Origin of the sequence: Segatella copri, from assembly GCF_026015625.1 — a bacterium.
GTDB classification, from domain to species: Bacteria; Bacteroidota; Bacteroidia; order Bacteroidales; family Bacteroidaceae; genus Prevotella; species Prevotella copri_H.
Window position 1 is genome coordinate 209,487 of record NZ_JAPDVG010000001.1, and the last position, 23,917, is coordinate 233,403.

19 protein-coding genes are annotated in these 23,917 nt (G+C 45.1%); 8 read left to right on the forward strand and 11 right to left on the reverse strand.

Translation table 11 applies throughout. From position 1 onward, the window contains the following. Position 1: 1 nt before the first annotated feature. The 5 genes from ONT19_RS01045 to ONT19_RS01065 all read right to left on the reverse strand — a co-directional run bounded on the left by ONT19_RS01045 (position 2) and on the right by ONT19_RS01065 (position 4,608). Complete coding sequence (locus ONT19_RS01045; protein WP_118201559.1) at positions 2-1,327, reverse strand: radical SAM/SPASM domain-containing protein; 1,326 nt, start codon at positions 1,325-1,327, stop codon at positions 2-4. A gap of 480 nt (positions 1,328-1,807) precedes the next feature. After that, the gene (locus tag ONT19_RS01050) at positions 1,808-2,551 is read right to left on the reverse strand and encodes a hypothetical protein (protein ID WP_264953411.1); all 744 of its coding nucleotides are present in this window, start codon (positions 2,549-2,551) and stop codon (positions 1,808-1,810) included. Between the two features lie 32 nt (positions 2,552-2,583). Next, entirely contained in the window at positions 2,584-3,534 is a 951-nt protein-coding gene (locus tag ONT19_RS01055) for a relaxase/mobilization nuclease domain-containing protein (protein WP_264964870.1), read from the reverse strand. Beyond that, complete coding sequence (locus ONT19_RS01060; RefSeq protein ID WP_106812871.1) at positions 3,531-3,944, reverse strand: plasmid mobilization protein; 414 nt, start codon at positions 3,942-3,944, stop codon at positions 3,531-3,533. Before ONT19_RS01060 ends, ONT19_RS01055 begins: the two co-directional genes overlap by 4 nt. Before the next feature lie 184 nt (positions 3,945-4,128). Then, the gene (locus ONT19_RS01065) at positions 4,129-4,608 is read right to left on the reverse strand and encodes a DUF3408 domain-containing protein (protein ID WP_264952489.1); all 480 of its coding nucleotides are present in this window, start codon (positions 4,606-4,608) and stop codon (positions 4,129-4,131) included. Between the two features lie 397 nt (positions 4,609-5,005). Between ONT19_RS01065 and ONT19_RS01070 the strand changes: the two genes are divergently transcribed. Beyond that, positions 5,006-5,317: a helix-turn-helix domain-containing protein gene (locus ONT19_RS01070; RefSeq protein ID WP_008656559.1), complete on the forward strand. Its 312-nt coding sequence runs from the start codon at positions 5,006-5,008 to the stop codon at positions 5,315-5,317. An 82-nt stretch (positions 5,318-5,399) separates the two neighbouring features. Further along, positions 5,400-5,708: a helix-turn-helix domain-containing protein gene (locus tag ONT19_RS01075; protein ID WP_025066990.1), complete on the forward strand. Its 309-nt coding sequence runs from the start codon at positions 5,400-5,402 to the stop codon at positions 5,706-5,708. 396 nt (positions 5,709-6,104) lie between these two features. Here the strand turns inward: ONT19_RS01075 and ONT19_RS01080 are convergent, their stop codons facing one another. From ONT19_RS01080 to ONT19_RS01105, 6 genes are all read right to left on the reverse strand, one after another. Continuing rightward, the gene (locus ONT19_RS01080; protein WP_007896893.1) at positions 6,105-7,151 is read right to left on the reverse strand and encodes an IS110 family transposase; all 1,047 of its coding nucleotides are present in this window, start codon (positions 7,149-7,151) and stop codon (positions 6,105-6,107) included. A gap of 266 nt (positions 7,152-7,417) precedes the next feature. Then, on the reverse strand, positions 7,418-8,470 hold the full coding sequence (locus ONT19_RS01085) for a transposase (protein ID WP_203069454.1): 1,053 nt from the start codon (positions 8,468-8,470) through the stop codon (positions 7,418-7,420). A gap of 229 nt (positions 8,471-8,699) precedes the next feature. Then, on the reverse strand, positions 8,700-9,896 hold the full coding sequence (locus ONT19_RS01090) for a site-specific integrase (protein ID WP_264964871.1): 1,197 nt from the start codon (positions 9,894-9,896) through the stop codon (positions 8,700-8,702). Between the two features lie 63 nt (positions 9,897-9,959). Continuing rightward, positions 9,960-11,192 (reverse strand): phage integrase SAM-like domain-containing protein, encoded by a 1,233-nt coding sequence (locus tag ONT19_RS01095; protein ID WP_264964872.1) that lies wholly within the window; start codon positions 11,190-11,192, stop codon positions 9,960-9,962. 819 nt (positions 11,193-12,011) lie between these two features. Continuing rightward, positions 12,012-12,650: a helix-turn-helix transcriptional regulator gene (locus ONT19_RS01100; protein WP_006847727.1), complete on the reverse strand. Its 639-nt coding sequence runs from the start codon at positions 12,648-12,650 to the stop codon at positions 12,012-12,014. A gap of 86 nt (positions 12,651-12,736) precedes the next feature. Beyond that, positions 12,737-15,340 (reverse strand): DUF5686 and carboxypeptidase-like regulatory domain-containing protein, encoded by a 2,604-nt coding sequence (locus ONT19_RS01105; protein WP_228113377.1) that lies wholly within the window; start codon positions 15,338-15,340, stop codon positions 12,737-12,739. 363 nt (positions 15,341-15,703) lie between these two features. On the opposite strand from ONT19_RS01105, the gene ONT19_RS01110 reads away from it, so the two are divergent. The 6 genes from ONT19_RS01110 to ONT19_RS01135 all read left to right on the forward strand — a co-directional run bounded on the left by ONT19_RS01110 (position 15,704) and on the right by ONT19_RS01135 (position 23,832). After that, entirely contained in the window at positions 15,704-16,246 is a 543-nt protein-coding gene (locus tag ONT19_RS01110; RefSeq protein WP_117694481.1) for a phosphatidylglycerophosphatase A family protein, read from the forward strand. A 72-nt stretch (positions 16,247-16,318) separates the two neighbouring features. Then, entirely contained in the window at positions 16,319-16,987 is a 669-nt protein-coding gene (locus ONT19_RS01115; protein ID WP_118086133.1) for a CDP-alcohol phosphatidyltransferase family protein, read from the forward strand. Positions 16,988-17,023: 36 nt separating this feature from the next. After that, on the forward strand, positions 17,024-17,860 hold the full coding sequence (locus ONT19_RS01120) for a phosphatase PAP2 family protein (protein WP_118416355.1): 837 nt from the start codon (positions 17,024-17,026) through the stop codon (positions 17,858-17,860). After that, positions 17,833-18,246 (forward strand): GtrA family protein, encoded by a 414-nt coding sequence (locus ONT19_RS01125; RefSeq protein ID WP_117694486.1) that lies wholly within the window; start codon positions 17,833-17,835, stop codon positions 18,244-18,246. The genes ONT19_RS01120 and ONT19_RS01125 overlap by 28 nt, the downstream gene beginning before the upstream one ends. 371 nt (positions 18,247-18,617) lie before the next feature. Beyond that, positions 18,618-19,640 carry a LacI family DNA-binding transcriptional regulator gene (locus ONT19_RS01130; RefSeq protein ID WP_264952485.1) on the forward strand — a complete coding sequence of 341 codons (1,023 nt, stop codon included), beginning with the start codon at positions 18,618-18,620 and terminating at the stop codon, positions 19,638-19,640. Between the two features lie 55 nt (positions 19,641-19,695). Then, positions 19,696-23,832 (forward strand): hybrid sensor histidine kinase/response regulator transcription factor, encoded by a 4,137-nt coding sequence (locus ONT19_RS01135; protein WP_264952484.1) that lies wholly within the window; start codon positions 19,696-19,698, stop codon positions 23,830-23,832. Positions 23,833-23,917: the final 85 nt, after the last annotated feature.

The following is a 23,917-nucleotide window of genomic DNA, read 5'->3' on the forward strand; positions in this document are numbered from 1 at the left end:
GCTACTTTAAAGAATTGTAATAATTTTCAAGACATTTATCTAATAGCCCTGGAGCTTTCTGCATACATTGGCATAAGTTAAAATTGCCATTATGGTATATATTGCGTTCATTGTACCAAGCACACTTACCATTGCAGATAGGTAAGAAAAAACACTTCCTACATTCAGTGTCATTATACCATTCGCAGCCAATGTGGTATCTGTAGTAAAGTTCCTTGTTAACTATACCTTTTCTATTGATATATCCAACAACTTTAGTCTTGTCTGAAACATCATTCCAACATTTATAAATTTCTCCTTGTGGACCTATTATGAAAGAATTGATACAAGAAGCGCAACAGGTCTTGGATATGCCTAATGAAGGGTAAACTTCTCCCTTTAATATTCCCTTTGAATATATATCATAAAGAAAATTTGCAGTTTCCCAACGTCCAAATGCAGGCTCTACAGTATTAGTCATTTCTTTATTTTCTAATCTTATAATGCCTGGGTACACAATAACATTATTTGAGTTGACCATGTTGTTAATGTCTTCTCGAAGAGAAAAATAATCTTCAACATTGTTTTTGTCGATATTGACTCTAACATGCAACTCTGTCTGTGGCATATTTTCAGCAATTAATTTTATATGCTGTAGGATTGTATTAAAAGAAGGAGCTTTTGTACTTTTCATAGCTCTCAGCTTATTATGCCTGTCTTCTTGTCCATCTAAAGTTATTTGAATACTATCTAACGGATGTGATTCAAAAATTTCCATGGCTTTCTCATCAAAGTAATAGCCATTGCTTATAATTGAATGGTGCTTTAAAGTACATCCTATCTTGTCTAATCCTTTTAAAATTTTGTCTATTACCTTCAATCCCAAAAGTGGCTCGCCTCCGTACCACGTCAAACTCATGTTGTCCTTGCCTTTATTCCCTTTTATGAACTCTAACAAATCCTTGATAGTATCTTCACTCATAATGCCACCTCTTTTCCCATTTTCAAAACAGTAAGGGCAATCAAAGTTACAATTCAAAGTTGGAACTAAGACGAGATTTAATTTTGTTGTATCATGTTGAACTGTTTGAGTGACGAATTGGCTTTCCAAGACAAAATTATCATCAGATTCCTTAAATCCAACAAAGCCCTCTTTGCAAAGAGTTTCTAAAACTTCACTTGGTACAATCTCGTTAATCGGTTTTTCTTCTGTTTGGTGTACCTTCAACAATTCAAATACGTAGTCAGACAATTCTATAAAAGAATTTGCCTTTGACGAATATGCTAATGGTACCCCTGTCGTACTACGAAAAAAGTAACAATATCTTGAAACATATAAATTCTTCATATTTCATAGTTTTAATGTGCGCACCTATATTCGCGACTACAGATGCGCACTTTTTTCTTAGTTGTTATGCACAACTTCACTAATTATTTTTTTACAGATGTGGATGGCTTAGCTGGTGTTGTATTACTATTGCTGATCCAACAATCGCATGTACACGTTGTAGCAATGGAATCAAGTGATTCGTTCAAGCCACCTTTGATGTTAACCAAGTCTTCTGTGGTCATAACATCTTTGTTTTTGATAACTTTTATGTCCATAATTTTGATATTTTGTTGCCTACATTTTAGCGCATCGGCTTTCGCTCCTTGTTATAGTTTGGTCTATATATAATAATGTCGACTTTATTATTCTTTTTGCTGAATAAGACTAGTCATTCAAATTGACGACTGCAAAAGTACTGCTTTTTAATTGCAGCTTCATTACATCAATATTAAGAATTCGTTACATTGTAAAAATGTGACAACTGGTATAGGTTCTCTCTTACTTTTTAAGCCTTTCTTTTATATCATTAGCTTCTTTGTTCAATTGTTTTGCAAGACTATCTTTGTATGCTGCCATTTCTATCATTTCATAATGGTGGCGGACAGAATCCTCATAAGCAATAACACGATTTCTTACGTTGTCTATAATATTTTCATCTCGTTGCACATTGAAATATTTTTCGATGTAGCGAATGTTCGGGTCATCTACTGACAGAACCATCTTCAATGCCCTATACTTCAAGTCTGCCTCCTCCCAATCTTGATGCTCTCGCCATTGCGTGAGATTGCCCCAAATGGAGAGGACAAGAGACAGAGCCAAGCTACCAATGAAAAGAAGAACTTTCTTTGAGGTTGGCTCGAAGCGATGGGTTACAACCTTCTTTTGAGGTGAATTGTTCAACACTTCAAGTTTGTCCTGCAATGCCTTCGAGGAAACTTCATTCCCTTGTCTCATCTGCTTGACTGCATCAACCAAGAACTTGCTTCGCTGCTCATTTTTGCCAAGTTCAACCTTAATAAGGTCAGCAAAAACGATAATGGCATCTCTTAATTTGGATATTTTACCTCTGATTTCCTCTTCTTTGATAAACATCGCATTGATTGACTTATCCAACTTGGTTATGTCATTACTTGCAGGAACGGTTTCCGCTCCTGCGTTCTTTGTGGAGACAGAAAGTTCATCGACTTTCTGCTCCAATCTCTCAACTGTGCCGTAGATGGCTTCCAATAGTTCTTCTTTCATGTTCGATTCTAATTTTAAGTTTGTAACTTGCATCAAAGGCTGAAGCCCTTTCTGCGTTTCCTCTTTTTCTTCTTGGCGGATTCATCCTCTGGGAATGGCTCATAAGTTTGGGCATTAGACGGAGCGAACAAGCCGATGGAAGAAATACCACTCCAAGGGTCTTGGGTATGTTCTGCCGTTGGTTGAGTCTGTCCTACTTGGTGACAACTTGGTTGTCCTCCCTGCATAGATTCGGCTCTTGGCGATACACGATTATACTCTGTGCCAAGTCTTGCATCCAACTTGACAAAGCTGTATTCTCGGCTAATCTGCGTACCCTTGAAGCTATATCCATCCTTGCAGGAACGGATGCCTTGTACCTTGGTTCTCTCCTTGTCCTTATAGACAAGCTCCAGATAAACACCTCGCTTTGCAAGTTCATTCTTGAACTTCTGCCAACTATCAGCGCCTTTCAAGGCATCCTTGACGGCATTGTGAATCTCGTATTTGGCACGCTCAGCATTGCGTAACTTGCGAGTATTAGTATTGCTCTTGTCCGTTCCGTAAGTAAGTCCATATTTGGATTTAAGAGCCTTGGTCACCTGCTCATTACGCCTGTAATCATTCCTGTCTGATAAGAGTTTGCTCTCATTGTTGATGCGGTTATACACGATATGACAATGTGGATTGTCCGTGTTGTGATGCCTTACGATGATGAACTGGGTTTTGGTGATGCCCATCATCTGCATGTATTCAAGGGCTATCTTAGCCATGAATTCATCCGTCAAACGTGGCTTGTCCTCGGGTTTGAAACTTAGTGCAATGTGTCCCACAGGCTTCTTAATCCTTGGATTTAGCTGTCTTTGCAGCTCAAAACTTTGTACTATCTCGGCATTCGTGCCGAGTAACACTCCATCGGATGCAAGGATTTTCGCCTCGTCCTTGCCTGTAACATAGCGGATGCAACCAGCAAATGAGCTGCCCTTCTTTAGCTTGCCTATCATGTGGCATCCTCCTTTCTGCCCATACTGCTTGGCTTCGGTTTATAACTTGCTTGGCGATACTCGCCAAGGATGGCTTTCAATCTTCTCAACAAGTCCACCACATACACATGGGTTTCGTGGAAACCTCTCTGATGCGACAGTTTGGTAAGTTGGTTGAGGTTGTTCGCCATGCCTATGAGATTCTTAGCGATGGCTATCGTCTCTGCGTTGTGTCCGCTGACCACCTCGCCGTTCAAGGCGGACTCACGGATGTACTCCGCCAACTTGCGGTTGGCTTTTCTCGCCCTCAGTCTCAATGCCTCGTAGCTTGGCTTCGAGAACTTCACCGTGACAGACTTCGACAACTTGCGAACCCTGCCTGTGGGCGGTCTTCCGCCCTTTTTCTTGTCCTGTTCATGTATGCTTGTCATTCGATATACTGTTTACAGTTGGTACACTTACTTTCTGCGACCGTCGGGAGCAAAATTCCTCCGCCCTCATGGTGGAGCGAGGCGTTTTGGGGTTCCCAAAACATAACCTCGCTCCCTCTCAGAACACGTTAGTTGGAACTACTGCCTTTCAGCTATCCACGTCCAAGGTCGCAGACCTTAATTTTCACAATTTGCGCCAAGCCTCGAAGTCCTCTTCATAAAGGCTTAGGTGGTGGCGCACGATGTTCTCGATGATGCCCGATACGCTCATGCGCCTTCCTCCGAGGATGCGGACGACACGATCAAGACGGTCTCGTACATCGGAACTGACGAAGACTGGCTTGCGGTCGTCAATCCTTGGAACTTGGAGGAAGGTCTGCTGATACTCCTCTAATGTCGCCTTGCGCTGCTTGCCACTGATGCGCTTCTGCGGATTCGATGGCGATAGAGCTTCGTTCGTTAGCTCGTCCTCCATACAGGAGGTTGTTGCAGCCACATTCTCTGTCACAACTTCTAAATCGGAGTTCTCCACCTCTTCAAAGAAAGAGCTATGTTCTTGGGCATAGTCTTTACCATAAGTGGATGATTGAAGCGAAGCCACCACCTCCTGTGTCATTTTCTCCTGCTGTTCAGGAGACATTTTCGTTTCTTTTGTTCTTGCCATAGCTTATGCTGTTTTATTTGTTAGTATAGTGGTCACAGTTTGCACCATTGACCGATTGTCGGGTGCAAAGTAAGTGTACTGAGTGCAGCCATGCAACTGATTGGGTGTAACGTGGCAATTTAGTTGTGGCTTGCTTATTTGCATACCGAGATAGTTGTGAGAACTTCAACGTATTTCTCAACTCATCATTGTTCATGTATTCGTTGCAGTCGTGCAAGTTTTTCTTGTTGTTTTTGGCGTTGAAGTCGGCAAACCCCGGCAACATACTGCCACAGAAATTGAAAACGCTTGTTTTTAGATTGCCGTGCCTTATCTTTGCACTCACAAACGTGGAGCACAGCATATGCGTGGAGCTTTGCGACATATAACATAGTATTAACTTAGAAAAAAGAAAAGTATGGGATTCATCGTATTCGAGGAAGAGGCATTCAACTATCTTGATGCCCAGTTGGAGAACTTCGTGAAGCGCATGGACAGAATCCGTGAGCGCAGTGAGGACAAGACCATGAACAAGTGGCTCGACACGCAGGACGTGTGTCAGACGCTCAACATCTGCCCACGGACAGTGCAGACGCTTCGGGACAACGGAACTTTGGCTTATACGCAAATCAGCCACAAGACCTACTACAAGCCGGAGGACGTGATGGCTATCGTAGCAGTAGTGGAGGACAAGAAAAAGGACATGCGCTTTCGCAAGCGCACAGGTTAGGCTGTCAATATACAACAGCCACTTAATCCAATGCAGCAAGTAAAACGAGTAACGTAAGTATCAACAATAAAACGAGACAACTATGAGCAATGAAGTAATGACAAGAAACAGCGAGTGGATGAACCACATCGTGAACCACCTCAACCGAATGGTTGACAATTTTGAACGTGCCGTGATGAACTACCGTCCCATGCTTGATGGTGAGCGCTTCATGACGGACAAGGAGCTTTGTGCCAGGCTGCAACTGAGCCGAAGAACCCTGCAGGACTACCGAAACAACGGTGTCATCCCGTATATCCAGCTTGGCGGAAAGATACTCTACCGCGAGTCCGACATTCAGAAGATTCTGATGGCTAACTATCGTGAGGCGTACAGAATGAAGGGCTTGTAGGAGAAATACATGTCCTTGATGAGTGGGGTGAAATGAACAAGGCGACAACGTATAACTTACCGAGCGTGGATGTTATAGGTTGTCGCTTCGTTTTATTGGCTATACCGAGTTGGTCGTGTTTGCCGGGTGTTCTCCGTATGGTCTGTATAAAATCTAATACCATGATTCCTAAGACATCACCAAATTTTTGAGAGCTTTTTTGTGTTAAAATAAGCAAAATAGCCCCCAGAAAGCATATAGTCATACCTACCCCTGTAGCAGAAGAAGACATTTTTTGACTTTTCTGTTACAAAAAAAAAACGATACGGAACTCTTTCTTTTAATAGCTTTTTGCTCGATTCCTAATTAGTTATCCGTATCTGTCCTCACAAGACTATAAGAGACAATGGTACATTGTCATAGTTCACTTGCTTTGGACTTTTCAATATGTAAGTTCTTTCTGTCGTCAGAGGTGTTCAACACTTCCCATTTTCTCTTTTGCTTGCCTATGGCAAACATTCTGCAAATGAGCTTAAACTTGACGGCATTCAATGCCTTACGCTTAGTATCAGAATCTTTTCTGCCTCCTAACTTTCGATTATAAAACATTTGCATTTCCACATCGTACTCAACAGCTCTCAATGCCGCCATAGACAGGTCAGCTTTCACTTGACCGTTACAGTGTGCGGAAGGTCGGGCACGCCATTTCACACTGGTACCAGAAGTGTGACTGCATGGAGCTACGCCAACATATCTCGCATATTGCCGAGCTGTGTCAAAAGCGGTAAAGTTTCGTGTGATGGCAATTATGTTTGTTGCATTGACAAAACCAATTCCTGGTATCGTCAACAGATTCTGAAAAGTGTCAAAGACATCTTCCTCCTTGGACATTAATTCACACTCTTCCTGATCTATCTTCTCAATGTCATGATTGAGTTTTTTAATGTAGCTCTCATACATGGCAGAATCCTCTTTCGTTTCAAACATCTGCATTCGGTTCATAAAGTTTGTCCGTTGCTCCACAAGGAACTTACGCTCATTGACAAGTTGCTTCAATTGTTGCATAGCCTTGCTTGGCAACTTGTATGGCTTGGCACATTCCGTGCCATCATAACGATAGAGGAAGTCAGCTATCTTTGCAGAGTCATTCTTGTCTCGCTTATCTATTGTCCCCATAGGATGATGTTTTACTATACGTGTACTAAGCATACAGAAAGAGTAATTCTTGGACGTGAGGAATTTTTCCAAGTCCAAGGAGTAGCAACCTGTAAATTCCATGCCAAACAGGGCTTGGGAAAGTACCACACGGCTCTTTTTGAGCCATGAGCACATATCGCCAAATCCCTTGCGAGTGTTGTTGAACACCTCATGAGGGAACATTTTGATGTTGGTATCCTCACGAAATATAGATACATCTATGACATTTTTAGAGATGTCAATGCCTACAAATGATTTATTTTTCATATCTTTGCACCGCTTTACGAAAGGAACTCTCTATGTCAGGATAAGCCAAATCTTTTAAAAGCTGGGACGGACAGCTAATTCCCTAAAAGGCACTGAGTCTGACATTTCGGGCAGAGGAGACTATATCAAGGGAAAGGGCTTTGCCTAAGATTAAAAAGTTCACTACCTCTGTCTGGAGTTCCTTCCTTTTGAGGATTCCTCGCAAAGGTAGTGCCAAAAGCAACCAAGAGACTCTATCATGGTATAGTGATGGTCTTAAAACACTGTTAGTTCACTCCTGGTTGCTTGTTTTTCCCATTTCGATAATTGTCCGTCTCCACATACGGAGTACCTCGTTTTATAACGGCAAACATACGGAGTATCATCTTAAACTTGATTGCATTAAACACTATTCCACTGCATTTCTCCTTTCTCTTGCGTTCCCAGTAATCTCTGATGTTCGGAATGTGCTGCATGCAAACCAAACAGGCAATGGACAAATCTGCCTTTGCCTGTTTAAAACCTTTCTTAGAGACTGACGAGCCTTTTCTCACAGATGTACCAGATTCTTTCTTGAAAGGAGCGACACCAATATAGCAAGCGTATTTACGTGGGTTATCTATTGCCATGAAGTTTTCGGTCAAGACAATGGTTTCAAGTGCGACAACACGCCCAATACCAGGTATTGATGTCAGCAGGGAAAAGTTCTTGCTGATGTCCGCATCTTCTTTTATGTACATGTCAATTTCATTGTCTATGCCTTTAAGTGCATCATTGAGCGTTTTAAGTTGCCCATTCTTACGTTCCACAGACAAATCTGTGTCATACGCACATATATCATGAAGCTGCTGCTTGTAAAGGACTGACTGCTTGACTGTCTGCTTGCGTTCCGCCAAAAGCCTCTTCAACTTAAAATATACAGGAGGAGGAAGTTTTGATGGGTTGCGAAGAATCTTTCTGTGGTTCTGCTCACAGTAAATGGCTATGCGGAAAGAATCAAGCTCGTCAGTCTTGATGCGGTCGAGCGAACGCAGTCCATCATCCAAGTCTGGCTCAAAGCGATGCATCTTGCGAGGTTCCACCATCCTATAAATATAATGTTTCTCTTCCAACCACAGTCTAAAGTTTTGGGTGTAAAGTCCTGTATATTCCATACAGAACAAGACTATATCAAACCCCTTGCTTACCTTTGCCACCCATGAACCAATTTTCTTGAAACCTGCATTGTTGTTGCTCACCTTTATATGGGCTTTCTTCCAATCAATGCTTTCTCCGTCATAATAAGCAAGGTCGAGAGTCTGCTTTGAGACATCCACGCCTATGTAAAGTTCTTTATCCATAATTTTGACATTTAATAGTTAAATGGAATCAAGAAAGTTGGCTGGATTATATAAGGACTATGACATGAGAAAGGGCATACCTTGAAAGAAAGATAGTTCACCTTAACACCCATTAACCAAATATCCTAACTTGATTCCTGGGTGCAAAGGTAAAAGCTAAAACACTGCGGTGGCTCGCCCAAGTGGCTGGAGGCGCAAAGCCTCCAAGGAACGTTGCTTTATGGCAGGTCTATGCCATTGGATTTTTGTTCCTTTCTCGCTTGGCAATAAGCTTATCCATGTCATTTGAAATCTTCTGCTCCGTCACCTGCGCATAGACCTGTGTGCTTGTAATGTCTGCGTGTCCCATCATCTTGGCTATGCTGCCGATGGGAATGTCCTCGTTGAGCATCAAGACTCCGAATGTATGGCGGCTGGCGTGGAATCCCAACTTATTGCTTATGCCAAGCACCATTCCAAGGGTATGCACATCAAGATAGATGTCTTTCTTCTCACCCAGTGGAAAAACAGGCTTGCTGTCGTCCGTGGTATTGTAGAGCGAAAGAATCTTCTCGGCTATCGGATGGATTGGCACGAAGAACTCCACGCCTGTCTTCTCTCTTTCCTTGCGGATGAACTTCCTACCCTCGGAGTTCTCACTGATATGGCGAGGGTACAGTTTCTTTACATCTATATAGGATAAGGAGGTGAGCGAGGCAAAAATGAAACATCTGCGTGCAAGCTCCGTTCGCTCGTCAGCCATCGGGGTAGAGAGCATCTTGATGAAGTCTGCCTTGCTGATATGGGTCATCTTCGGGGCTGCCTTCTTCTCATACCCTATCTTGGCTATGGGATTGAAGCGGATAATGCTCCTGTCCACTGCCTTGTACATCAACATGTTCAGCCAGAGAAGGCAATGGTTCACGTAGCTGTCGATACGTCCCTGGTCTCGTTTCAGGAATAGCTTGTATTCCTCCCCGAAATTCTCGTCTATGTCCTCAAAGGCGATGTCGTCCTTCTCCAACGAATGGACAAAGGCTCTCAGGTTCTTCTGCCATGTCCGCTTGTGCAGAAAGGTCTGTCTGGCTTTTGAGGTTCGATACCATTCCACGATGGTATCACCAAAGTTCAGCAAGAACCTTCCTGTCGTGTCCTTGTCCTTCAACACAGCCTTCAGCATTTCCACGGTGATGATGCCATTGGCGGTAAGAAGTGAGTTGTATTTATCCTTGACCTCAGCAAGGAAACTTGCCAATCGTCCGTTGTCCCTTGCATTCCGTACCTCTCCCTTCTTGGCGTTCCACTCCTGTGGGGTACAGGATATGCCTGTGGAAATGGCTGCACTTTTGCCGTCAACGGTGATGCGGCAAAGTATGTTGGCTGTTCCGTCTGCCTTCACCTTCTGTCTGTTGATGTAAGGCAAAATTGAAAATGTACTTCTGCTCATAGTTGTTGTCCTTATAATATAATAATGTAGTTGAACTGTAAAAAGAAAAGTTGAAAGCCCTGTTCATAATGCGAGAATAAAGTCCTTCTCGGTTGCAGCGATGAACTTGTCCATGTCCTCAAACAGCTTCTTTTGGGTTACTCTCGCATACCGCTGCGTCATCTTCACATCCTTGTGACCGAGCATCTTGCAGATGGTCTCCATCGGCACACCAGCCTCCAGCGTAATGAGGCTGGCGAACGAGTGTCGTCCCGAATGGTAGGAATAGGTCTTGCTCGTTTCCGCCAACTTGCAGATGGTGATGAGATCGATACGAACACGATTCGTGCTCAGCAATGGGAAAAGGGTATCTCTTGCCCCGTCCTCGTATTTCGCCATCAGCTCCAACGCCTCGGGCAGGAGTTTCACCCTGGCAAGTGTTCCGGTCTTCTTGCGGTTATAGACGAGCCATTTGTCACCATCCTCCAACACCTTGACATTGGCTTTCGTGATGGAAACGGTGTCTATGAAGGCTGTTCCTGCATAGCAGGCGAAAAGAAACAGGTCACGGCTAACGGATAGTCTCGGCTTGTCTTCGGGCAGTTCCGCATCACGGATTTTTATGAAATCAGACATGCTGAGAGACTTGGGTGTCGTAACCCTTGGAGTGCCAACCCGATAATGGGCGAACAGCAGGTTCTTGCACAAGCCTCGCTCAAAGGCGATGCGGCACATCTTCTTGAAGAGCGACACATAGATGGTGATGGTTCCTGATGAAAAGCCTTTCTCGTCAAGCAAGTAATGGTGAAAGTCACTGATGAAAGGCTCGGTCAGCTGTCCGAAAGCCAAATCAGTCAACCTATACTTCTCCCCGATGAACTCAGCGAGATTCTTGCGAATCTTTCTGTAAGTCCAGACACTGCTCTTCGACATATCGATGCCCTCATGGGTGCTGAGTTCACTGATATGCTCGTCCACGAAGGAGAGAAGGGTGGTCTGTGTCTTGACGCTGCCCTGCAGAGCCTCCTTGACATCCTTAGCCTCGAAGTCCGTTCTCTTTTCCACAAGCACATCGAATGCCTTTTGGATGGAAAGCAACAACTGCTCGATGTCCTTGTTGGTCTCCACGGCTTCCTTGCTCTTGCCCTCCAATCGGCTGGCACGAGGATTCCAAAGCGATGGAGTGCAAGACAACTTGCAGGAGAACTGCGCCATAGTCCTGTTCACCGTGATGCGTCCCATGATGGGAGCTTTTCCATTCTTGTCCAATCCGCTCTTTTTTAGGTAGAGCAACACCTTGAATTTTTCGATTTTCATAACGCTTACATTTTGAGTGTGCAAATATAATCATTTTGTAAGCGTCCCTTGATACGCAAAACATTGAGAATCAGCGCAATAAAATCCGTTGATGCACAAAGTTGCCTTTCCGTATTGTTACCTGCTTTGCATAGGTAACTGTGGCTCACGATTTAGTAACTGAACTACTTCAATATTCCTCACTCGCTTGCTTTATGTCGATTTGGCAACTTTGTGCAAATCTACTCATTCCCAACGGTTTACGTTCCAACCTCTCTTATTCTCCTTTGGCTGCTTTAGAGTTTTATGTTAAAAAAACTAACTCATAGTTTTGTGGTTCTCAACTCATAGCTTTCCGGTTCTCAACTCATAGCTTTTCGGTAGAGATAATTAAGAATGCATCGCGATAGGATGAAAAATGGCTGTAAAATGGCTGTTTTTTCCATCGCGATGCACAATTCTTTCCGTCGCGACGCACCAATTCTTCCGTCGCGACGCATTAATTGCCCCCTCGTGAGGCGTCATTGAAGCCTCACGCTGGTCATCATTTAAGCCTCTTATCCGTCTTAATATAAGCCTCTTATCCGTCTTAATATAAGCCTCTTCTCCGTCTTAATATAAGACGCTTGCCAAGAAAAAAAGATGCGCTCTGGAAAGAGAAAATTAAGATGGGGGTTAACAGGTTAACAGTTAACACCCCAAAAATGCATACTTCCATCCACACTCTTATATAAAAATAAGTATATATATATTATTATATAATAAGGTACGCGAGGGGGACCATGCAAAAAACAGCTGTTAACTGTTAACCCTGTTAACCCCCCAATGAAAAGTTGATAGTTAAATATAGTATTCTGCCGAATCTACCAAACCGGCTCTCAGCGCATATTTCGTAGCCTCGTGAACGTTGTTTACGCCCAACTTGCGGAAGATGTTCTTGCGGTGGGTATTGACCGTATGGAAGCTGGAAAAGCGCTTCTCGGCTATTTCTTTCGTCGTCATTCCCAGCGCAATGTCCTTCAGAATCTCTGTCTCGGTCTTGGTGAGGTTAATCTTCTCCTGCTCCTCCTGTTTCGGAGCCAGAAGTACCTCCATCATGCGCTGGCAGACAAAACGGTTGCTTGCCACACAAAAACGTATCGCCTCCTTGATTTCCATTAGCGAACACTCCTTCAGCAACACGCTGAACTGCGTACTGCTGGCGATGAGAATCTTCACGAAATCGGCACTCAGATCCTCACTGAACAGTAGCCAGCGCGTGTATGGGAAACGCTGGTTTAAAATAAGTAACTCGGCAGCATCATTGATGTCGAAAAGGGTGTAATCGAGTATTACAACCGTATCCTCATTCTCCTTTAAGGCAAGCATCAGGTCTGCCTTGTCTTCGATGGTCCGGGTTTCCAAACCCTCTATCTTACTGATCACATAGCTCAATCCGGCTCTTGTGATGTCCTGTTTGTCTGCTAATAGAATCTTCATTGTGTTTACTCTCTTATATGTTGTTTATATATGTACGCAGATGCCTTGATGCAGTAAAAAACTGCATCAAGGCATCTTTTTTCTTATTAGAATGACATGAGGAAACCCATACGGATGCCCCATTTTGAAATGTTTGCATGGTCATAATAGTTGAGGCGGCGAACATAATCGATTCCGAAGAACTTGAAGATGTTGTGCACGCCGGCTACAAACTCCCAGTATGGCGTCTTGCCAAAGGTATAGGAGTTGGTAGGGAACTTGAAGAGCTTCTCATCATTGATGTTCTTGCTCGGGTCGTTCTTGCTGGTCAAATCGCCCCAAACACCCTTGATGGCTACATATTCACGCCACTTCAGCTTCTTGATGAGCGGAATGCGGTTGAGCAGCTTGCCGTTCATATCCCAGGCTACTGACCAGAACAGCTGGCGGTCGCTCAGGAACTCCCAGTCCTTCATCATGCTGATGGTTGCCTCCTGCTCGAAGAGAGAGAGGTTGACCGGTGGCTGGATGAGCATGGTGAAAGGCACTTTGCTCCACTGCGCCTTGCCCACGATGTTGAAATCCATATAGCCGAAGCTTCCCAGCCACTGGCGCTTGTAAATGCCCAGCGTGGTGAGGTTGCTCTGATACTGGCCGCCCATGAATCCGTCTAAGCCCATGGTGTGGCGAAGCGAGATTTCAGGACTGTCGAGGTTGATAGGCAGGCGCTGCTGCTTGGTGTTGACATAGGTGACACCCGGGTTGTAATCTAAGCCTACACTCGCCTCTGTAGTGCGTATCTTGCGTATTTCCTCGCCGTCGCTCACTCTGTAGTAGTGGAGATTGCCCACGGTGCGGTTGCTCTGCCAGCGGAGGCTGGTGTCGAAGCGGAAACCCCAGTCGGTTTCGTAGGTGAAGGTCACCTTCTGGCGGTGATACTGATACATCTGGTCCTGCGTGGTGGCACGGAGGGTCATGAAGAAGTTGTCCTTGTTGTGCAGCAGGTTATCATCGGATGGAGATGTAATATCATGCCCCAGCTCGAAGGTAAGCTTGCGCATCGGGAATTCGAACGGACTGTTCTTCTTCTTGTTGAACGAATAGGTGAGCACATGGCCGTAATACCACTTGTTGCTCTTCAGACCATAGGCGCCGTAACCATCCCAGAAGAAGTGAGGGTTGAGGGCTGCCATCGTTCTGCCCGCCAGACGCAGGCGCACGCCGTCTACGTAGTTGTTGGAGAGGAACGTGTTGATAGGTCCCAGGTCGAAGAGGCTGCGGCGGTCGTTGATGATGCTGTCTCTTTCAACACCCAGACTGTCTTTCACCGTTACCTTCTTGCCCTTGGTATGAGCCACTTCCACATAGTTCTCCATCAGGGCTCTCACACCGAAGATGATGTATTTGAATCCCTTGGAGTTCTCCATGCGGTGGATAAAACTGTCCATCGACGATTCACTCTTCGTGAGGTCCACCTGTCGGTATTTGTTCCAGTAAGCCTCATCGCGGTTCATCGCATCCATATCGTGCCTGATCTTCGCCTTGCCCTTGAAGAGCTGCTTCGGCAAGGCATCGAAGGCATAATCGGTGATTCGCGTGTTTCGCACCACCAGCAGGTCCTGAAGGAGCTTGTTGACGTGCAGTTCGGCTATCATATCATCTTTAGAGAGCACCCACTCGCCGTTGTCAAGCTTGGTGTACTCCTGTTCAATCTTCATGTCAGTAACCCAGTTTACATCGCTGTTGTGAGGCATGTAGAGGTTACATTTCTTCACGTGCAGGCTGCTGTCGGCAAGCACATAGAGTTCGCCTCGGAATCCGAAATCCTGGCTGTTGGCTGGGATAAACTGCAGATGGTAGCACAGGTCTCTTTCCACATACACCGTATCTTCGATGTAATAATGGTAGAAGCTGATGGCAGTTCTGCCGATAGGAGATGGGAAGGGATACTGCAGCAGGCGCACGTAATCATCGTAGATGTCCACATCGGTGAACACCTCTTTCAGGGCGGTGTTGAGAATCTCTCCGGTCTGGATTACCTGTCCGATTCCATTGCTCTGCTGACCCTTGATGATGTCCTTTTCGGTCTTCGGATCTTTGCGGTAAATATGCTGTGAAACCGTCTCGTCGATGCTGACAGGCAGGGTGAGCTTTCCGTTGTATGGAGAGGTCTCTACCTGGTCGAGGAGATACTGGCGGCGCTGGAAGAACTTGCTTTCGAGCTGTTCTTTCTTCAGGTCGTTGAGCGCGAGCGTAATCTTCTGATACTTATCATATTGCACATAGTCGTGGTTGCTCAGATCGCTCTTTTTCTTGGCAGCAATCACGCGCCGCATCAGTTCTACGGCAGGATTATCCTTACGTTTGTAGCGGCCTTTTTTCGATTTCACCACCACTTCGGTAAGTTTGTGCGTATCGTCTTTCAGTTTGATTTCCAGGAAGTTGGTCTTTTCGTCAACCTTCACCGATGTGCTCTTGTAGCTCAGTGCGCTTACGGTGAGCATGAGTCCCGGCTTCTTATCAATGGTAAACTTACCTTCTCCGTTGCTTGAAACCGCGATTTTATGTCCTTTGTATTGCACGCTTGCATACGGAACGGCAAAACCGTCGTCATCGATGACACGGCCTGTTATCTTCTGCTGAGCCATCATCTGAAGTGTAGAAATCATCAGAAGGATGACTGTAAAATACAACTTTTTAATACCTTTCATTTTTTATACCTTATTATATATAGGGGCTCTCCGCCCATGATTTAATCTTTCAGGATGCAAAGTTATAACATTATTCGTAAATAGACGCAAAAACCTATTCATTATTTCAGTTTTTTATGAGATTTTCAGAAAAAGGCTTCCATGCAGTTCCTTCTGCTGCCTGTTCTTGCTCTTCGCCGTGCGAGTCTGAGTGGTATAAAACCCCTTCATATTGCTCTATTTCACCTGTTTATCTGTCAATATATGATGAAATTCAGAAAAATAACAGAAAACTATTTGGTTAATTTAATTTTTTAGCGTAATTTTGCACACTGAAATTTAAAGAAGAAACGCCCTTCTGCGGGCTTATTAAACATTAAGAGAATGAATAACAAGGGAAATCTTACCGACGAGCGGCCCCCTTTGCTGCCCGTCATCATAGGCACCGGTTTCGGCAGTGGCTTCTGGCCTTGGGGACCGGGAACGGCGGGCTCTGTATTGGCAACCCTCATCTGGGCAGCCCTGGCTTACGGGCTCGGTATTACGGGTGAGAGCTTGCAGAGCATCACCTTCTTTCTCGTCATTGTTTCCACCATTCTGGGCACTTGGGCAACAGCGCAGTTGCAGCCTTACTGGGGCGAGGATCCCAGCCGTGTGGTCATCGACGAGATGGCTGGCGTATGGATTCCCCTGTCGTTGCTGACTCCGCTTACCGCTCAGGGCGAAGTGAAAGATGCCTGGTGGTGGGCATTGGTGGCACTTGTTCTCTTCCGCTTCTTTGATATGGTGAAACCGCTGGGCATCAAGAAACTGGATAACAGGCAGGGTGCCTTCTATGTGATGGCTGATGATCTGCTGGGCGGCCTCTATGCAGCCGTTTCTTTAATCATCATCAAGATCATACTGGTTTCGGCAGGAATCATCTAGTCTGGCATTTCTTAAAGAAACAAATTCTTAAACAGACATTTCTTGAACAGACAATAAAAAATAGATAAAAATATGAATTATAGAGATTTCTTACAAAAAGTTATCTATGCCATCATCAATCCACTTATCAAGGGGATGATAGCAGTAGGTATTACTCCTAACATTGTCACCTTCGTAGGATTCCTGGGCAATATCGTGGCAGCCGGTTTCTTCCTCGATGCTGCATGGATGCTCGGAACAGAGCAGGCTGACTATGCATCTTGCATGGTTACTGTAGGATGGGGTGGATTCATCATCCTCGCAGCCGGTCTCTTCGATATGATGGATGGCCGATTGGCACGTATGAGCGGCAAGAGCAGTCTCTTCGGTGCACTCTGGGATTCTACACTCGACCGCTACAGCGAACTGGTAAGTCTCTTTGGCATCTGCCTCATCTTCGTACGTATGCAGGGTGATATGACCTGGTTCTGGATGGGCGTAGTCACCTTTGCAGCGATGATCGGTTCAGTGATGGTAAGTTATGTCCGTGCCCGTGCCGAGGGTTTGGATATAGAGTGCAAGGTAGGTTTCATGCAGCGTCCTGAGCGCGTTGTGGTTACCGCCGTTACTGCGATGATTACCGGCTTTACGGGCAATATCTGGTGGCTGGCTGGCGGCATGATTCTGATTGCCGTTCTGGCAAACATCACCGCTTTCTGGCGCATCTGGCATTGTTATGTTGTGATGAACGCTCATAAATAATAAACTCAAGTTCTATCAGTAAAAAAGTAGAAAAAAGTGTTTAGTATCTATCTGATTATCCTTCTGGCGGTACTCGCAGCCTGGAAGAAGACACGCCGTTTTGCCTTCTATTTTCTGCCTTGGTTCCTCTTTGGAATCATCTACGATTCGATGCGCCTTTATCCTAACTATATGGTGAACGATATTGATGTGGCGAATCTCTATCATGCAGAAAAGTCGCTCTTCGGCATTGCTGCTTCATCCAGCGCAGAACTGCAGGCTGTAGCCGACCATAGCCAGCTGATGATTCCGGGCGAATACTTCAAGGTTCACCATTGCGGTTTTGCCGATTTCTGGGCAGGCATCTTCTATCTCTGCTGGGTTCCGGTGCCTATCGCCTTTGCCCTTTATCTGTATCTTACGAAACAGCTTAACTGGTTCAAGCGTTTCTCCTGGGCTTTCCTGCTGGTGAATGTCATCGGCTTCATCGGCTACTACATCTATCCGGCTGCTCCGCCCTGGTATGCGATGAACTATGGCTTCAAGGCTGTGCTCAATACACCGGGCAATGTGGCTGGTCTGGGCAGATGGGACGCAATGACCGGACTTCACGTGTTCCACGGACTCTACGGCAAGAATGCCAATGTCTTTGCTGCCGTGCCTAGTCTGCATGCTGCCTATATGTTCCTCACCACGATTTATGCTGTGATGAGCCGTAAACGCTGGTATACGGTGGTGCTCTTCGCCTGCATCTGTCTGGGCATCTGGTGGACGGCAGTTTATTCCGGTCATCATTATATCATTGATGTCATGTTGGGTATTCTTACTACGATAGTAGGCGTACTGCTTATGGAATCCAAGAGATTATGGGCAAGATTAAAGAAGAACTCGTAACCTTCGGCAAGGCGGAACTGACTGCCTCCTGCGCCTCTGTGATAGACTTCGGACTGGCATTCTTCCTCTCAGATATCATCGGCATTTATTACGGACTTGCCAATGCACTGGGAGTGATAAGTGGCGGCATTACCAACTGCATACTGAATTACCGTTATGTGTTCGGTGATTCCAAGAGCAAGAAAAAGAGTGTAGCCTGGCGCTATTTTATCATCTGGGGCATCAGTTGGTTGCTCAATTCGGGCGGCACTATCGCCCTGACCGAATTTCTGAATGCGCACGAACATATTCAGCTGCATTATATGATTCCGAAGAGTATTGTGTCTCTGCTGGTAGCGATATTCGTTAACTATCCCGGACAGAAGAAATTTGTTTTTAAGCAGTAATAACCATATCAGATGGGGGCAGTATTCAGTATGTGCCCTCATCTTTTTTTGTATCCTGTTTTTTGTATCCTATCAGGTAATCTGTTGACATCGGGACATAAAAAAAGAGTTTGGATTGTCTCCCGACATTCCAAACCCACGCTTGTTTCTAACTAACTTATTATCAACTATTCATTACTTTTCAGGTTGCAAAATTACGAGTTTTTTCTTATAAAATATATTTTTTCAAAAAAATAATAACGTAAACGTTTGCGTTTTCGGAAGAAATTGTTATCTTTGCAAAGAATTCACTAATTTTGCAGTCGGAAAGACAAAATATGCAGAATTTGTGGATACAAAAATGTATGTCAATAATAAGCGTAAACTAACAAATGAAACAACGAAGAACATCTTTGAAAGACCTCGCCGATCAACTTGGCGTCAGCATAGCAACTGTATCTAGAGCCCTGCGAAACAGCCATGAAGTGGGTGAGGAGATGACTCAAAAGGTGAAAAGCCTTGCCAAGGAGCTCAATTATCGACCAAACCCCTTTGCACAGAGCCTCAGAAAAGAAGCACCTAGGGTGATTGGTGTAATTGTGCCAAACCTGGTGACTCATTATTATGCTGCCGTGCTGGATGGTATAGAAGATTATGCCGTAAAGAATGGTTATTCGGTGATCAGCGCCAATAGCCACGAGAATACAGAACACGAGAAGAGAGCGGTAGAAAACTTCCTGAATATGCATGTGGAAGGCATCATCGCCTGTCTGGCACAGGATACGGTCGACTATTCTCACTTCGAGCAGTTGCATAAGATGGGCGTTCCACTGGTGTTCTTTGCCCGTTGTTGCTTAGAAGATAAGTTCTCCCAGGTAGTAGGCAATGGTGATGTTGCCGCCCAAGAGGCTACCCAGCATATGATAGATACCGGTTCGCGCCGCATCGCCTTTATCGGCGGTCCAAACCATCTTGATATGGTGCGCCGCAGAAAACACGGTTATCTGGAGGCTCTGAGAGAGAACCGCATCCCTATCGACCGTGACCTCGTGGTTTGCGACAAAATCGATTTCGATGTGGCACGAAACGCTACCCTCCGTCTCCTCGAAAAGGAGGACAGACCTGATGCCATCCTCGCCTTTAACGATATTATCACTTATGCCGCCTTCGATGCTATCAAGGAAAAAGGGCTCCGCATACCAGAGGATGTTGCTATCATCGGTTTTACCGATGGTGATACTGCTGCCTTCGTTACGCCTAAACTCTCGGCTATCATGGACAAGGCGCACGAACAGGGAACCACAGCCTGTGATCTACTCATGAGAAGTATCAATGGTGATGAAAAAATCTACAAGAAAGTGGTACCGATGATTCTGAAAATACGCGAAAGTTCTGAAAAAAACGACGTGAAATAAAACCTATTATAGAAATAAAAAATCTTTTCAGATAAATATATATAAACCTACGATTATGATGATAAAAAAACAAAACTACTTGAAACATGCCATCGTGCTGTTTCTGCTCTTGCTGCTCATGCAGCCGGAGAGGGCATGGGCTGCCTATGAAAACGTAGAATTCAGCAGCCTCACCAATCATGATGGACTTACGAACAGTCAGGTGGGTGCCATCCTCAAGGACACCAGAGGCTACATCTGGTTCGGTACCCAGTCGGGACTGTGCCGCTTTGACGGCTTCCGTATGAAAACTTTCTATTATAGCAACACTGATGATAAGTCGCTGCCTAACAATTCGGTAGATGAACTTCAGCAAGACTATGATGGAAATATCTGGGTGCATACCTCTGTGGGTTACAGCATCTACAAATATGATGAAGAGCAGTTTGACCGCAAACCGGAAGAATGGCTCAAAAACATCCACGTGCAGGGACCTCCTTACAAACTCCTGATAGATAAGGATAAGAACATGTGGATAGCTGTCTACGGACAGGGACTCTACTATCATAATGCCAAAACCAGAAATACCTACCTTTTTAAATTTACCAAAAAGGCTCAGCCGGGCTGTCTGAAAGAGGGAAATATCAGTAAAATAACCGAGGTTGACGGCGATGCGCTCATTACCTATGCTGATGGTACAATCTGCCGTGTCAACGGACAGAAACAGAAGGTTCTCTGGTACAATTCCTTCCTTGCCACCCATAGAGTAGCCGGTGATAATGGTGCCTATACTTTCTATGATGGTATAGGAGGTTTCTGGGTTTCAGTAAGCAATGCCAATTATGTGTATCAGTCAAAGACCGGGAAATGGACCGATGCCCGTTCTTATCTTACAAACATGGGCATTGCTATTCCTTGCCCAACCCGTATTCTGATGCGTGATATTGCCCGCGATAAGGCTGGCAATCTCTGGGTGGCTTCCGACCATAACGGTCTCTTCTTCGTTGATTTCAAACGCAAAATCTGCCGTCAGTATGTTCATTCCGAAGCAAAGGGAAGTATCGTTGACAATTCCCTGCAGAAGGTTTATGTGGATGATGAGGGAGCTATCTGGGTAGGTAGTTACAAGAACGGCGTGGCCTATTATTCGCCTGCCGCTCAGAAATTCACAACTATTCCGCTTGGTGATGTGTGTACAATCACGCAGGATCTGAATGGTAATCTCTGGTGTGGAACCAATGATAGCGGTATTGTTTGCTACAGTCCACTTACCGGACAGAGCTGGCGATTCTCACAGGCTGAAACCGGTCTGACTTCGGATATTGTGGTCAGCAGCGTAACCATGGCTGATGGTACGATGTATTTCGGAACCTTCAATGGTGGACTTGCCCAATATAAAAATGGCAGATGGAAGAGCTTTCAGGCAGCTCCTGGCGGACTTGCCAATAACAGCGTCTGGTGTCTTGCCGAAGATCCGTATCATCGCCTGATTATCGGAACCTTGGGCTCAGGCTTCCAGATTTATAATCCTGAAAGTGGTAAATTCACAACCTACAATGTTCAGAATTCGGGTATTACCAGCGATTTTATCAACTCGCTCTTCCTGCCGAATAAAGATGAAATTCTGATAGGTCATTCGCAGAATTATTCTATCTTTAATTTCGGAACCCGAAAGGTAACCAATGTGAATACAACCAAGGACGGACAGCCTTTCCCTAGTCCTTCCCTGAATTACATGATGAAGGATAGCCGAGGCATCTTGTGGATGGCTTCGCCTGCGGGTGTCACCATGTATGATGAGGCTTCAGGACAGTTGGAGTCAATCAATGACCTCAATGGTACGCAGGGCACGGTAGGCTGTATGGTGCTCGAAGATAAGCAGCATAACATCTGGCTGGTTTCTGAATTTATCGTTACCCGTGTTACGCTGACCAAGAACAATCAGGGCAAATGGGACATTACGATGATTAGTTTCAATTCGCTCGATGGCTTGCAGAGCCGCCAGTTTAACCAGCGTTCTGCCTGTCTGATGAGAAATGGAGCCATCGCCATCGGCGGTCAGGATGGTATTAATATCATCAATCCTGCCAAGATCCTTCCTGCTCAGAAACATGCAAAAGTCTTGTTTAGCGGTTTCGTACTCTTCGATCATCCGCTCAAGGCTGGTGAGGAGTTTGAAGGAAGAGTGCCTCTGGCTAAATCGTTGGATACCAACCCGGAACTGGATCTCAGCTATAAGGACAAGGCGTTTACCATACAGCTGGCTTCCGACCAGGTAAGTATTCCGGCACGCTGCCGTTTCCTCTATCGCATGAAGGGACTTGATGACAAATGGATGCTGACACCGGAGGGACGTCCGGAGGCTACCTTTACCAATCTCTCTTCAGGCAGCTATGTCCTGGAGGCAAAGGTGGTGAATGCTGATGGTAGTGTGAGCGAAGAGGTGAGCACGCTCAAGATTCATATTCACCCGCCTTTCTATCTCTCTATATGGGCGTTCATAGTATATATTATATTAATAGGTGTAGCTTTCTATCTCTATCGTAAACGCATGCTCGAAAAGCAACGTGTAAAATTCGAACTCCAGAGCAAGGAAGACAGTATAAAGAAGACTAAGGAGTTGAATGAACTCAAACTCAACTTCTTTACCAATGTGAGCCACGAACTCCGTACTCCGCTTACCCTGATTATCTCGCCGCTGGTCAATATGATCAGAGAAGAAAGAGATGAAAGTAAACGCAGAAAGCTGGAGATGATTCATCGCAATGCTACCCGTTTGCTCAATCTTGTAAACCAGATTCTCGACTTCCGCAAGATTGACCAGAACAAGGAGAAACTTACCCTGTCGCATATCGACATTGTGAGCTTCGTTGACAATATCTGTACTTCGTTCCGTACTTTGGCAAACAGCAAAGTAACGCTTGCCTTCGATTCTACGATGCCTAGTCTGCAGATGTCGTTTGATGCTGATAAGGTAGGAAAAATCGTGAATAACCTCTTGAGCAATGCCTATAAGTTTACGCCAGATGGAGGATTTATCACCGTTTCTCTGAGTGTTGCATTCCGCCAGCGTGTAGGAGACAAGGATTCGGATATGCTCCGCATCTCAGTATCTGATACTGGCAAGGGCATCAGCGATAAGGAGAAGGAACATGTGTTTGAGCGCTTCTATCAGGTTAATGGTACTGAAATGCAGCCGCAGGGTGGTAGCGGAATAGGTTTGAACCTGGTAAAGAAGTTTGCCGAACTGCATGGCGGTAAGGTGGATGTTACAGATAATCCAAGCGGAGGAACCATCTTTATGGTAGACCTTCCGATAGAGAGCAGTACCACCTCTAATTCTACGGCACATCTCGGATCTCTGCGTGCAGCACCTATCATAACCACGGTGCATCAGGCTACTGATGAGGATCCGGATGCAGGTAAGAACGTTCTCTACGGAATGAGTAAACATGCGCATCAGCCTGGAGAATCGATGATCAAGAAGCCGGTAGTGCTTCTCGTTGACGACAGTGAGGACTTCCGTGAGTTTATGAACGAAGTATTGACAGACTATACGGTTGTTGAGGCTGTCAATGGTCAGGATGCCTGGAACAAGATCATCGACCGTCGTCCAGACATCATTCTGAGCGACGTGATGATGCCTGTGATGGATGGTAACGAACTCTGCCGGATGTGTAAGGACAATGACGAAACAACAGCCATACCTTTCATCATGCTCTCAGCCCGTATGGGAGATGAGCAACGTAAGGAAAGTCTGAAGTGTGGTGCTGACGAGTATATTGCCAAACCATTCGATATTGATATGTTGAATCTCTGTATTCTGAACCTCTTGAAGAAACGCAAGAATGTGAGCACAGAATATGTAATAACAGAGGCCGACCGCAAATTTATCGATGAGGTGAATGCTTATATCCGCGACAATATGAGCAATCCTGAAACATCGGTAGAATCGCTGAGTACTCATCTTAGCATTTCACGCGTACAATTATATAAACGCATGATTTCGCTGACGGGTATTACACCTTCTGAGTATCTCAGAACCAAGCGTATCAAATTTGCAGAGCATCTGCTCCGCTCGGGCGACTTGAACATCAGTGAAATAGCCTATAAGGTGGGATTCAATAATCCGCGTTATTTCACTAAATACTTCCAAGACGCGTATGGCGTTACGCCGTCTCAATATCGTAAAAATCTGTCAGAATCAGAGTAGTTTACGCATCTGATTAACATTTTATACACATACAGATAACATTTGCGCACAAAGATACGGGAATTTTCTCGTATCTTTGCCGCAG